Source organism: Streptomyces sp. NPDC102274, from assembly GCF_044766385.1.
In the GTDB taxonomy this organism is placed as follows: Bacteria; Actinomycetota; Actinomycetes; order Streptomycetales; family Streptomycetaceae; genus Streptomyces.
In genome coordinates, this window is record NZ_JBIWLW010000009.1 from 35,957 (window position 1) to 48,640 (window position 12,684).

Sequence of the window (12,684 nt, forward strand, 5' to 3'; positions counted from 1 at the left end):
CTGTCCGCCTCCGTCGTCATCTCGCCTCTCCCTCCGGGTGGTGGACCTGCTGGAGCTGCGACGGGACCTTGTTCAGCACCGGTACGTCGAGCGGGACATCATGGGCGGCGAGGAAAGCGGCCACCGCGTTCTCCCAGCTGAAGAGCTCCGCGCGGGCGCGGGCCGCGGCACGGCGCGAATCCTCGGGGCGGGCCAGCAGCTCCTGGATCGCGTCGGCGAAGGCCGTGGCGTTGTCCCGGGCGGCGATGCCCGCGTCCCCGATCACCTCGGGCAGCGCCGACGACGCGCTGGCCACCACCGGTGTGCCGCAGGCCAGGGCCTCCAGGGCCGACAGCCCGAAGGTCTCGGCCGGACCCGGCGCCAGACAGATGTCCGCGGCGGCCTGGAGATCGGCCATCGCCGCGCGGTCGCCGACATGGCCGAGGAAGAGCGCGGGCAGCCGCTCGGCACGGGCCCGGCGGACCAGCCCGGCCCGCAGCGGACCGTCGCCGGCGACGACCAGCACCGCCGGTACGCCCCGCTTCCGCAGTTCGGCGAGCGCGTCGAGCGCGGTGCCAGGACGCTTCTCCACCGACAGCCGGGAGCCGAGTACGAGCAGTGCTTCATCCGTACGCGCGTACCGGGAGCGCAGTTCGGCGTCGCGTCGCTCCGGCGTGCACCGGCACAGATCGACACCGAGCGGTGCGCGCACCACATTGCGGGCCCCGATCCGGAGGAACTCGCGCTCCGCCCACTCCGTGGTGCAGACGATCCGCGAATACGCCCAGGCGGTGCGCAGATTGAGCCGGTCGGCGGCCCGTCCCGCGGCGGCCCCGGGCACGCCCCAGGTGCGCAGCACCCCGTCCGCCGTCTCGTGGGAGACCATCACGGACGGAATGCGGTGGCGGCGTGCCCACTCCCCCGTCCAGCGCAGGGTGGTGCGGTCGGAGACTTCGATCCGGTCGGGCCCGATCTCTTCGAGCAACTCCCGCAGCCGCCGCCGCGCGCTCAGCACCCGGTATCCGCCGGTGCCGGGGAGTACCGGACCGGGCAGGGTGATCACCCGTCCCTGGAAGGTGTCCGCGTGGGACTCCCGCTCCCCCGGCACGATCAGCACCGGCTTGTGCCCGGCCGCGAGATAGCCGCTGCCCAGCTCCTGGAGCGCGGTCCGCAGCCCGCCCGAGGCGGGGGTGACGAAGTTGGCCAGCCGTACGATCTTCAGCGCGCTCACGCGACCACCGCCGTACGCGCGCCGAGCACCTCCGTGTAGTGGCCGAGCAGCTGGTCCCCGACGACGGCCCAGGTCCTGCCCTCGACGGTGGCGCGTCCCGCCTGCCCGTAGGCCGCACGGAGCGCGGGGGCGAAGGCGAGTTCCTCCACGGCGGCGGTGACGGCGTCGGTGTCGTGCGGGGCGACCAGCAGTCCGGTGCGTCCGTGGTCGACGAGGTCGAGCGGTCCGCCGGCGGCGGGCGCGATCACCGGCACCCCGCTGGCCATGGCCTCCTGCACGGTCTGGCAGAAGGTCTCGTAGGGGCCGGTGTGCGCGAACACGTCGAACGAGGCGAAGGTCCGCGCCAGGTCATCGCCGGTCGACCGGCCGAGGAAGACCGCGCCGGGCAGCGCCCCGCGCAGCGAGGTCTCGCTGGGGCCGTCCCCGACGATCACGACGCGGACGCCGGGCAGCCGGGAGACCCCGGCGAGGAGTTCGACATGCTTCTCGGGGGCCAGCCGGCCGACATAGCCGACGATCAGCTCGCCGTTGGGCGCGAGGCGCCTGCGCAGCTCCTCGTCGCGCAGTTCGGGCCGGAACCGTACGGTGTCCACGCCTCGCGGCCAGAGCCGCACCCGGGGGATGCCGTGCTCGGCGAGATCGTTCGCGGCGGCGCTGGACGGCGCGAGGGTGAGGTCGGCGGCGGAGTGCACGGCACGGATCCGCCGCCAGGCCGCGGCCTCGCCCGCGCCCACGTAGGTACGGGCGTAGCCCGCGAGGTCGGTCTGGTAGACGGCGACGGCGGGGACGCCGAGCCGGGCGGCGGCCGTCATGCCGCGTACGCCGAGCACGAAGGGCCCGGCCAGATGGACGAGTTCGGCGCGGTGCGCGGTGATGGCCGCCGCGATGCGCCGGCTGGGGAGCGCCACCCGGACCTGCGGATAGCCGGGCAGGGGGAGTGAGGGCACGCGTACCACGGGGCACGGTGCGTCGATCTCGGCATCGCCGGCGACCGCCGGGGCGATGACGAGCGGATCATGACCGCGGGCGGCGAGATGCCGGGCGGTCTGGAGGGCGCAGTGTGCCACCCCGTTGACATCGGGCGGGAAGGATTCGGTGACGATGACGACGCGCATATCCGTGTTGTCGTCGCACCGAGCGTGTCCCTGCCAACGTGGATCTTTCCGCGTGGGGAACGTCCCGTGAGCATTGGACGCGGGACGTCCCCCGGATACGACGAAGGCGCACAGACCGTACCGACCGGCTCACGGAGCGAAGGTTTCCGGCCGTACGCGACGGTGGGCGGCGGTGGCCGCCGGTCTCACCGCGCGGCGGCGTCCGGGCCCATCCTGCTGCGTACCGCGGTCTGCACCTCGGCCTCCTCGGCCGGATCGGCGGCCAGCCGCCGCAGCCTTTCCGCCACGCGTACATCCCCGGTCTCGGCGTGCAGCGCGGCGACCTCCCGGGTGGTCTCCTCGCAGTCCCACAGACATTCGACGGCGAAACCGGTGGCATAGGAGGGATCGGTGGCCGCGAGCGCCCGCGCCGTCCGCCCGCGCAGATGCGAGGAGGCGGTCTCCCGGTAGACATGGCGCAGCACGGGCGCGGCGCAGACGATACCGAGGCGCCCCGCGCCGTCGACGAGGGTCCACAGCCGCTGGGTGTCGGGGCCCTCGGCCCGTACGGTCTCCCGCAGCGCGCCGAGCACCAGCGCGGTGTCCTTCGTGCCGCCGCGGCAGGCGAGCACGCCCGCGGCGGAGGCGCCGAGCGCGTCGGGCCTGTGCACCCAGCCGCGGGCCCGGTCGACCGCCTCGTCGCCGCACATCCGCTCGAAGGCGGCGACGGCCGCGACGGCGACGGTGCGGTCAGGGCCGCCGGCCGCCGCCTCGATCAGATCGAGGACAACGGGGTCACGAACCTCGGCGAGATAGTGCAGCGCCGCGCTGCGGGCGCCGTCGGGTCCGTTGCGCGCGGCCTCGACGATCAGCGGGCGGTCGTCGGGTCCGGCGACGGCGGTGAGGCAGCGGGCCGCGGGCCCGTGCATCTCCGTGCCACGCTCCAGGGCCTGCTGTGCCCAGTCGAAGACGGCCTGCACGCTCCAGCCGGGGCGCGGGCCGCTCGGCCGCAGCTGCCGTTGCCAGCGGTCGAAGGAGCCCTGTTCACCGGCGGCCCTGATCCGCGCGCCGACCGCGGGCCGTGGATCGTCGGCCCAGAGCCGCCAGGGCCGGGGCTCGAAGGCGTCCCGTACGACCGACGCCAGTTCGGCGTCGCCCTCGGGTCCCGCCGGGAATCTGGCGAGGACCGGCACGGCCAGGGAGCGCAGACCCGTGTCGTCGTCGCGCAGCGCCAGCTCGTCCAGGGCCCAGGCCCAGTTGGCGCCGGTCGCCGCGTACCGCCTGAGCAGGTCGAGCGCGTCGCGCCTGCCGTACGCGGCGAGATGGCCGAGCACGGCGAGCGAGAGCCCGGTCCTGGACTCCTCGGTGTCGAAGTGGTCCTCGACCCGGAAGAGATGGTGGTCGATGGCGTCGAGACCACCGTGGAGATCCAGATACAGGCGTGCGTAGTACAGCGAGCGGTTCTCGACCTGCCAGTCGTGGCGGGGGTCGTTCAGTACGCAGTGGTTGAGGGCGGCGAGCGCCTCGGCGCGGGGTGCCGCGAGCGCGTGCAGCGTGCCGTCGCCGCGGCCTCTCTGCAACAGCCCCAGCAGAGTGCCGCTCGGCGCTATGACTGGATCGAACATGGGGAAAGCCTCACATCAAGCTGTCGACGCAACCGGGGGTGCGACCGGGGGACGTGGCACCCTTCCCGCCCTGGTAGGGCGTGTTGCGAAAGTCCCGCCCGGCTCGCGGTGTCGGACGCCGCGAGCCCCGCCCTGCGGGCGGACGGCGCTACTTTCACCACACGCCCTAGACAGCGCGGCAACATGATCGGCCGACCGTCGTCTTCCGCTTAATGCAGACCATCTTCCCTGCCTCTCGTTGATGACCCGTTGTGGGCCCGACGTCATGATGACCCAGCCATTTCGCCACCGCGACCACATTTACGACGTCTCTCACCCAGGGCATCACTGGGCGCCAAACAGCTCCAGAAGGTCCGTCTTCCCAAACATTCGCGCGGTATCCACCGCGGAGGGGTTTCCTCCGCTTGGATCCGCGCCGCCGGCCAGCAGTGCGCGGATCACGGCGTCCTCACCCTTGAAGACAGCCCCGGCGAGCGGGGTCTGACCGCGGTCGTTGACCCGTCCGGCGTCGGCGCCGCGTGCGATCAGCGCCTCGACCGCCCCGGCGTGGCCGTGGTACGCGGCGAGCATGATGAGGGAGTCGCCCCGGTCATTGGTGAGGTTCGCGGGCACACCGGCGTCGACGTAGGCCGCGAGCGCCTCGGTCTCACCGCGCCGGGCCAGATCGAAGATCTTGGTGGCCAGCTCGACCACTTCGGGATCCGGTGTCTCACTCATCGGTGGACCGCCTTTCAGACCGGCTCGCACGCCGGCTCGCACGCCGTTGACCTGGTCCGTACGGCCTGGGCGCCGTACGAGTAAACCGAAAGGGTACTGCGGACCGCGCCCCGCGCGGGCGCCACCGGCTCCTGGGCTAGCACAGTGAAATACCTGGCATTTCACTCATTTGCACCTTTTATCGCATAGATACTTTCGGTGATCCTGGAAGAACTCATGGTGACTGTCCCCTCAAACCAGGAGAATTCTCATGATTCTGTCCATGTCAGGCGTGGTGCTGCTCGGAATCATCGTCTTCCTCTTCTTCCGGAAGGACGGCCTCAAGCTTTCGCACGCCATGGTCTGCGCCCTCTTCGGCTTCTATCTCGCGGGCACGGCCATCGCGCCGAGCATCACGGCCGGAGGCGCGAGCCTCGCCGGGCTCATCGGCGGGATCAAGTTCTGACGCCCGCCCGCCCCCCCTTCCGCACCATCAGGAGACACACGTGGCCCGGCGACCACTCCCCCGCATTCTGACCAGCGGCAGCGCCCAGATCGCCCGCAGTCGCGAGCTGGCCCGCACGGCCGCCGACAGCGCCACCGATGTTCTCCATCCACTGATCACCGTCTCCCGCGGGCTGCGGATGCTGGCCACCGCGGCACGCCACAAGTGGGCCGGCACCCCGAAGGACCGGCGTGGTCCCGCGCTGTTCCTGGTGGCGGCCTGCGTCCTGGTGGTGGCGCTCATCCCGTACGGGCCGCTGCTCGGCCTGATCACCTTGATGGGTGTGGCCGGCTGGAAGGGGCGCGACACCGCTCCCGTACCGACCGGTCCCGACGACACGGAGGTGAAGCGGCTCCAGTCCCTCTACGAGGCGCTGGTGCCGTACTTCGCCGTACCGGAAGACCCGAATCCGCTCTACGCCCACGGCGGCGCCTGGAGTGCGGCGTTCGACGACCACGCCTTCGACACCGGCGGACGGCTCACCCGGCTCCAGCTGAGATACCCCCCGTACTTCCCCGACAGCGATCCCGATGTGCGCGCCCGGATCGAGCAGCTGCTCCAGGCCAAGTGCGGGCGCGGGCGCGAGTACCTCTTCGAGTGGGAGGAGGAGGCCAACCAGCTCACGGTCACCGTGCTTCCCGCGCTGTCCACCGCCATCGCCGCCCAGTCCTTCGTCACCGCCCCCGGCGAGTCCGTGCTCGGCTTCACGGACGACAGCGCGGTACGGCGCACCATCCCGGTCGTGGCGGACGGCGAGAGCCGGGACGAGCCGCCGGTGCTCTGGCGGACGGGGCCGCGCTCCACCGAGCCGCATCTGCTGGTCACGGGTCTGCCGGGCAGCGGCGCCACCAGCCTGCTGCGCTCCCTCGCGCTCCAGGCCGCCCAGCACGGTGAGGTCCTGATCGTGGAGGGCGGGGGGACCGGAGAATTCAGCTGTCTGGCCGGGCGTACGGGTGTACTGGCCGTGGAGTGCGGACTGGCCGGGGCGCTGACCGGTCTGGAGTGGGCCGCCAGCGAGACGGAGCGCCGGCTGATCGCCGCCAACCGGGCCGGACAGTCGGGCCGTCCCGCGCCCGAGGACACCAAGCGCCCGCTGTGGATCCTGCTGGACCGGCCGAGCGTCTTCGGTCATCTGGCCGCCGCCGAGGGACGGCCCGATCCGCTGGAGCTGCTCAAGGTGCCGCTGCGGCACGGCAGATCAGCCCATGTGACGGTGGTCGTGGCCGACCATCTCGACAGTCTGGACACGCTCGGCGAGGCCGTACTGACCTGCACCCGCGCGCGGGTGATCCTCGGGACCGCCGCGCCCGCGCAGGTGGAAGCGGTACTGGGCGCGCCGCCGCGCTCCACGCCCCCGGCGGACGTCCCGCCCGGCAGGGGGTACGCGCGGCTCGGCACCGGACCGGTCCTCAGGCTCCAGGTCCCGGCGACGCCCGACCCGTACGACGACGCGACGAGCGACGCGCACCGCCGTGCCGTCCTCGGTCTTCTTCCGGAGCGTCAACCGGCGGTCGCGGCCCCCTCCGAGGAGGACCCGGCCGACGCGGAACGGAACACCGCGCGGTCGGTCCCCGACCAGGAGCGCGAGCCGGGTCACGGGCGCGCGCCGGCCGCGGCGGTGGGACCGGTCGGCGCCGTCGTACCCGCCGAGGGCTGACGCCGTCCCGGACGACGCTCCTACGGACTCACTCGTCCAGGCCGTCAGGCGACAAAGGTGCGCGGCGCGTCCGTGCCCGTGCTCGCCCCGGTCTCCACGAGCCGTGCCGCCGCCGCAAGCCGCGCCGCCGCCTCGACGGCGACCGGGCCGCCCACGGTGAACGGCAGCCGTACGTACCCCTCGAACGCCCCGTCGACCCCGAAGCGGGGCCCCGAGGGCACCCGTACGCCGACCCGTTCGCCCACCTCGGCCAGGCGTGATCCGGACAGGCCGCCGGTACGTACCCACAGGGTCAGCCCGCCGCCCGGCACCTCGAACTCCCAGCCGGGCAGCTGTTCACGTACCGCCGCCACCAGCGCGTCACGGTTCTCGCGCGCCTGGGCCCTGCGCAGGGCGACGGCCTCCTCCCAGCCACCGGTCCGCATCAGCCAGTTGACGGCGAGCTGCTCCAGCACCGGGGTACCCATGTCGGCGTACGCGCGCGCGGAGACCAGCGACCGGATCACATCGGGCGCGGCGCGTACCCAGCCGATCCGCATGCCCGCCCAGAACGCCTTGCTGGCCGAACCGACCGTGACCACCGTGCTGCCCGCGGGGTCGAACGCGCAGACCCGCCGCGGCATCCGCAGATCCGCGTCCAGCCGCAGTTCGGACATGGTCTCGTCGACGACCAGCACCGTGCCCGCCGACCGTGCGGCGTCGACCAGCTGCCGCCGCTGGTCCTCGTCGGCCAGCGCGCCCGTCGGATTGTGGAAGTCGGCGACGACATAGGCGAGCCGGGGGGCCGCCTCCCTGAGCACCTGACGCCAGCGCCCCAGATCCCAGCCGGTCAGCCCCTCCGCCATGGCGACGGGCACCAGTCGCGCGCCCGCCTCCCGCATCAGCTGGAGGATATTGGCGTACGAGGGCGACTCCACCGCGATCCGTTCGCCCCGGCCCGCGAAGAGATGGCAGATCGCGTCGATCGCCCCCATCGCGCCGGTGGTGACCATGATCTGCTCCGGCATGGTCGGGATGCCGCGTTCGGTGTAGCGGTCGGCGAGCATCTGGCGCAGCGCCGGCAGCCCGGCCGGGTAGTCGCCATGGGTGTGCGCGTACGGCGTCAGCTCCTCCAGCGCGCCCTGGACAGCCCGGGTGAGCCATGGCTCGGGGGCGGGCAGCGCGGCGGTGCCGAGGTCGATCATCGAGCCCAGCGACTCGGGCGGCAGGGGCTCCAGACCGCGCGCGGGCAGCGGATTGCCCGCCGGTACGGCCGTCCAGCTGCCGGCGCCCCGACGGGACTCCAGAAACCCTTCCGCGCGCAGTGCCTCGTACGCGGCGGCCACCGTCGTACGGCTCACGGTCAGGGCGAGCGCCAGCTCGCGCTCGGCGGGGAGCCGGGCCGCGACGGGGACACGGCCTTCGAGGACGAGCAGCCGGATACCGTCGGCGAGGGCCCGGTAGGCGGGCGGTCTGCGGGTGCCGGGGCCGATGGGCCCGCGCTGCTGAGTCTTGAGCTGCCGGGCGAGCTGAGCCGCGCCGACGGCGGAAGTCCACTGCGCCATGGAAGTCAGTCCACCTTCCCCGAATTGGCCATGGTTGACATCTGCCACCCCGCCACAGAGTGTCATGTATCAGTCCACCATCGCATCAGGGGGCACCACCATGTCCATCACCTCCGGCCGCCGGGGTCCACATCTCACGCGGCGGCTGCTCCAGCTGTACGCGGGACTCGCGCTGTACGGGGCCAGCTCGGCGCTGCTGGTGCGCGGTGGCCTCGGTCTGGAGCCATGGGGTGTGCTGCACCAGGGGCTGGCGGAGCTGACCGGGCTGACGATGGGGGTCGTCTCGATCATCGTCGGCGCTGTGGTGCTGCTGCTCTGGATACCGATCAGACAGCGCCCCGGGCTCGGCACGGTCTCCAATGTCTTCGTGGTCGGCGTCGCCATGGACGCCGCGCTCGCCCTCGTCCCCGAAGGCCACGGCCCGGCCGTCCGTATCCCGCTGCTGATCGCGGGCATCGTGCTCAACGGAGCGGCCACCGGTCTCTATATCGCGGCCCGGTTCGGCCCGGGGCCGCGGGACGGTCTGATGACCGGGCTGCACCGGCTGACCGGCCGCTCGGTACGGCTCGTCCGCACGGGGATCGAGGTGGCGGTCGTCGTCACCGGCTTCGTCCTCGGTGGGTCGGTGGGCATCGGGACGGTCGCCTACGCCCTGGCCATCGGACCGCTCGCCCAGCTGTTCCTGCGTGTCTTCGCCATCCCGGCGGCGGGCAACGGCAGCACGGTGGTCGCCACCGGGTCACCGGAGCAGGCCATACTGCGGCGGTGACTCGCGTACCCCACCCCTATCTGGACCACCCGGCCCCGATCCCGTTCGCCCATCGCGGCGGCGCGGCGGACGGCCTGGAGAACACCGCCGCCGCGTTCCGCCGCGCCGCCGGGCTCGGATACCGCTACTTCGAGACCGATGTGCACGCCACCGCGGACGGCCGGCTCGTCGCCTTCCACGACTCGACGCTGGACCGGGTGACCGACGCCCGCGGCCGGATCGCGGACCTGTCCTGGAAGGACGTGCGCCGGGCGAGGGTGGCGGGGACCGAGCCGCTGCCACTCTTCGAGGAGCTGCTCGAAGAATTCCCCGACGCGCGCTGGAACGTGGACATCAAAGCCGCCCCCGCCCAGCTCCCCCTGGTCGAACTGATCCGCAGGACCGGCAGCTGGGACCGGGTGTGCGTGGGCTCTTTCTCCGAGGCCCGGGTGGCCGGCGCGGCCCGTATCGCGGGGCCCCGGCTCGCCACCTCGTACGGGGTACGGGGCGTGCTGGGCCTGCGGCTGCGCTCGTACGGCATCCCGGCCCCCGTCCGGCGGGGCGCCGTCTGCGCCCAGGTCCCCGAGACCCAGAACGGTGTCCGGGTGGTCGATGAGCGCTTCATACGGACGGCGCACGCGCGCGGTCTCCAGGTGCATGTCTGGACGGTGAACGATCCGGATCGGATGGAGGCGCTCCTCGATCTCGGTGTGGATGGCATCATGACTGATCAACTGGAGACGCTGCGCGCGGTGTTGATCGCGCGGGGAGCCTGGCATTGACCGGGCGGGGCGTCCGCCGGGGAAGGCTGGGAGCAGCGACGGGGAGAGCGAGGACGCACCGGTGACCGCTGACACCGTGGACCGTGCCGACGGTTCGGCCGACGGGGCGACGGAACGCAGACGCGAGCAGCGCGGCTGGTACTTCTACGACTTCGCGTGCTCGGTCTACTCGACGAGCGTGCTCACGGTCTTCCTCGGCCCCTATCTGACCTCGGTGGCGAAGGCGGCGGCGGACGCGGACGGCTTTGTCCGTCCGCTGGGCATACCCGTCCGCGCGGGCTCGGTGTTCGCGTACACGGTCTCCCTCTCCATCGTGGTGGCGGTGGTGGTGATGCCGCTGGTCGGCGCCGCCGCCGACCGCTCGGGACGCAAGAAGCCGCTGCTCGCGCTCGCCGCGTATCTCGGCGCCGGCGCCACGGCGGGCATGTTCTTCCTGGACGGTGACCGCTATCTGCTGGGCGCGCTGCTGTTGATCGTGGCGAACGCCTCGCTGGCGGTCTCGATGGTGCTCTACAACGCGTATCTGCCGCAGATCGCGGGGCCCGAGGAGCGTGACGCCGTTTCCTCGCGCGGCTGGGCGTTCGGCTACACCTCGGGCGCGCTGGTACTCGTCCTCAATCTCGTGCTCTACACCGGCCATGACTCGTTCGGCGTCTCGGAGTCGACGGCCGTCCGTATCTGTCTGGCCTCGGCCGGTGTCTGGTGGGGCGCCTTCACGCTCGTCCCGCTGCGCCGGCTGCGCGACCGCCGGGTGGTGCGGGAGGGCGCGGGCGCGGTCGGCACCGGCTGGCGGCAACTGATCGCGACCCTGCGGGACATGCGCCGCCATCCGCTGACGCTGTCCTTCCTGCTCGCCTATCTCCTCTACAACGACGGCATCCAGACGGTGATCTCGCAGGCCTCGGTCTATGGCTCCGAGGAGCTGGGCCTGGACCAGACGACTCTGATCACCGCCGTGCTGCTGGTGCAGATACTCGCGGTGGCGGGCGCACTGGGCATGGGCCGGATGGCCAGGTCCTACGGGGCCAAGCGGACGATTCTCGGCTCGCTCGCCGTCTGGACGCTCATCCTCGGCGCGGGGTACTTCCTGCCGTCCGGGGCGCCGGTCGCGTTCTACGCGCTGGCCGCGGCGATCGGCCTGGTCCTGGGCGGCAGCCAGGCGCTCTCCCGCTCGCTCTTCTCGCATCTGGTGCCGAGGGGCAAGGAGGCCGAGTACTTCTCCGCGTACGAGATGAGCGACCGCGGCCTGAGCTGGCTGGGCCCGCTGGTGTTCGGGCTCGCGTTCCAGCTCACCGGGAGCTACCGGGATGCGATCATCTCGCTGGTGATCTTCTTCGCGCTCGGTTTCGTCCTGCTGGCGAGGGTGCCGGTGCGGCGGGCGATCGCCGCCGCGGGGAACCCCGTGCCGGAACGGATTTAGGCGTTGAAGTCAAAGGGCGGTAGTGTACGCGTTTGGCCTGCCAGGCGGACCGTTACTGCGTAGTCGAGAAACGAAAACGCTGGGTGACATCTCCCGTTAGATGTGACAAACCGGGCGCTGGTGGGTACGCAATCCTGGAATGACCAGCGGCACAGACGGGCGACGCATGACCCGGAGCGGGAATCTTTACCACCGACCGGACGTTGACCGGATGACGACGACAGCGACACCTGTCCTGTGGGCGACAAGCCCGGGAGGCACGATTCATGAGTGAGCGAGCTCTCCGCGGCACGCGACTCGTGGTTACCAGCTACGAGACGGACCGCGGCATCGATCTGGCCCCGCGCCAGGCGGTGGAGTACGCATGCCAGAACGGCCATCGATTTGAGATGCCGTTCTCGGTAGAGGCGGAAATTCCGCCGGAGTGGGAGTGCAAGGCGTGTGGCGCCCAGGCACTCCTGGTGGACGGGGATGGCCCCGAAGAGAAGAAGGGCAAGCCTGCGCGCACGCACTGGGACATGCTCATGGAGCGGCGCACCCGCGAGGAGCTGGAGGAGGTGCTGGCCGAGAGGCTGGCCGTCCTGCGCTCCGGCGCCATGAACATCGCCGTGCACCCGCGGGACAGCCGGAAGTCCGCCTGACCGCGTAACCACCGCACACGACAAGCGAACAGCACCAAAGCCGCGGGCCGCGTCACATTCCACTGTGTGACGCGGCCCGCGGCTTTGGCGTCCGCCGGCTCCGGTGTCCCCTGCCGGGGAGCACCGGTGTCCCCTGCCGGGTGAGGCTCACGGGGTGAGCGGCGGGCGCGGGCCCTCGTCACCGGGGTGGCGCGTGCCCTCCCGCTCCTCGTCGTGCGTGATGACCTCGCCCTGGACCACCTTGCCGTCCGGCTGGTGCATCCGGGCCTGCTGGAAGGCGTCGCCGAGGGTGCCGGGCACGGCCGGGGCGCGCATCCTGCGCTCCAATGACCGCTCCGCGTACCGGCCGAGGGCCATCCGTACCGGCGGGATGAGCAGGAGCAGCCCCAGCACGTCGGTGATCAGCCCCGGCAGCATGATCAGCAGGCCCCCGAGCATCAGGAACCCATTGCCGGTGCTGCCGGTGCTGCCGGTGCCGGTCTCGGGCGCCTCGCCCGGCTGTTGCTGCTGCTGCCGTTGCAGGGTCTCGGTGAGATTGCGGAAGGCACGGCGGCCGGCGCTCTTGATGACCACCGCGCCGAGCACGACCGCGCCCACGAGGAGCAGCAGGACGGTCAGCCCGCCCGCGACATCGGCCACCACGGTCAGCAGCCAGATCTCCAGCACGAGCCAGGCGGCGACGCCCAGCGGGATGAAGGTGCGGGCGCGTGAGCGCTTGGGAACGGTCCGGGGCGAGTGCGCGGTCGTCATACTCCCAGTGTG

General features: G+C 72.0%; 12 protein-coding genes. 6 read left to right on the forward strand and 6 right to left on the reverse strand.

The features are described from left to right. Positions 1-16: 16 nt before the first annotated feature. The 4 genes from ACIRQP_RS14530 to ACIRQP_RS14545 form a co-directional block, all read right to left on the reverse strand. Positions 17-1,210 (reverse strand): glycosyltransferase, encoded by a 1,194-nt coding sequence (locus ACIRQP_RS14530; protein ID WP_403888709.1) that lies wholly within the window; start codon positions 1,208-1,210, stop codon positions 17-19. Next, positions 1,207-2,325, reverse strand: coding sequence for a glycosyltransferase family 4 protein (locus ACIRQP_RS14535; RefSeq protein ID WP_403888712.1), 1,119 nt, complete (start codon positions 2,323-2,325; stop codon positions 1,207-1,209). The genes ACIRQP_RS14530 and ACIRQP_RS14535 overlap by 4 nt, the downstream gene beginning before the upstream one ends. Positions 2,326-2,510: 185 nt before the next feature. Further along, on the reverse strand, positions 2,511-3,929 hold the full coding sequence (locus ACIRQP_RS14540; protein ID WP_403888715.1) for a HEAT repeat domain-containing protein: 1,419 nt from the start codon (positions 3,927-3,929) through the stop codon (positions 2,511-2,513). 324 nt (positions 3,930-4,253) lie between these two features. Next, positions 4,254-4,646, reverse strand: coding sequence for an ankyrin repeat domain-containing protein (locus ACIRQP_RS14545; RefSeq protein WP_403888718.1), 393 nt, complete (start codon positions 4,644-4,646; stop codon positions 4,254-4,256). Positions 4,647-4,896: 250 nt separating this feature from the next. Here ACIRQP_RS14545 and ACIRQP_RS14550 point away from each other — a divergent pair, with 250 nt between their 5' ends. Together ACIRQP_RS14550 and ACIRQP_RS14555 are read left to right on the forward strand one after the other, a co-directional pair. Further along, a complete protein-coding gene (locus ACIRQP_RS14550; protein ID WP_403888721.1) occupies positions 4,897-5,091 on the forward strand; it encodes a hypothetical protein in 195 nt (64 codons plus the stop codon). A 40-nt stretch (positions 5,092-5,131) separates the two neighbouring features. Continuing rightward, positions 5,132-6,787, forward strand: coding sequence for a hypothetical protein (locus ACIRQP_RS14555; protein ID WP_403888724.1), 1,656 nt, complete (start codon positions 5,132-5,134; stop codon positions 6,785-6,787). A 44-nt stretch (positions 6,788-6,831) separates the two neighbouring features. Here ACIRQP_RS14555 and ACIRQP_RS14560 read toward each other — a convergent pair whose 3' ends face one another. Further along, complete coding sequence (locus tag ACIRQP_RS14560; protein ID WP_403888727.1) at positions 6,832-8,331, reverse strand: PLP-dependent aminotransferase family protein; 1,500 nt, start codon at positions 8,329-8,331, stop codon at positions 6,832-6,834. A 100-nt stretch (positions 8,332-8,431) separates the two neighbouring features. Between ACIRQP_RS14560 and ACIRQP_RS14565 the strand changes: the two genes are divergently transcribed. The 4 genes from ACIRQP_RS14565 (at position 8,432) to ACIRQP_RS14580 (ending at position 11,922) form a co-directional block, all read left to right on the forward strand. Further along, positions 8,432-9,100: a YitT family protein gene (locus tag ACIRQP_RS14565; protein WP_403888730.1), complete on the forward strand. Its 669-nt coding sequence runs from the start codon at positions 8,432-8,434 to the stop codon at positions 9,098-9,100. Next, a complete protein-coding gene (locus tag ACIRQP_RS14570; protein WP_403888733.1) occupies positions 9,097-9,861 on the forward strand; it encodes a glycerophosphodiester phosphodiesterase in 765 nt (254 codons plus the stop codon). Before ACIRQP_RS14565 ends, ACIRQP_RS14570 begins: the two co-directional genes overlap by 4 nt. Before the next feature lie 61 nt (positions 9,862-9,922). After that, on the forward strand, positions 9,923-11,281 hold the full coding sequence (locus ACIRQP_RS14575; protein ID WP_403888736.1) for an MFS transporter: 1,359 nt from the start codon (positions 9,923-9,925) through the stop codon (positions 11,279-11,281). A gap of 266 nt (positions 11,282-11,547) precedes the next feature. Then, on the forward strand, positions 11,548-11,922 hold the full coding sequence (locus tag ACIRQP_RS14580) for an RNA polymerase-binding protein RbpA (RefSeq protein WP_003959706.1): 375 nt from the start codon (positions 11,548-11,550) through the stop codon (positions 11,920-11,922). 147 nt (positions 11,923-12,069) lie between these two features. On the opposite strand, the gene fxsA is transcribed toward ACIRQP_RS14580, so the two are convergent. Further along, on the reverse strand, positions 12,070-12,672 hold the full coding sequence (fxsA, locus tag ACIRQP_RS14585) for an FxsA family membrane protein (RefSeq protein ID WP_403888739.1): 603 nt from the start codon (positions 12,670-12,672) through the stop codon (positions 12,070-12,072). Positions 12,673-12,684 lie beyond the last annotated feature (12 nt).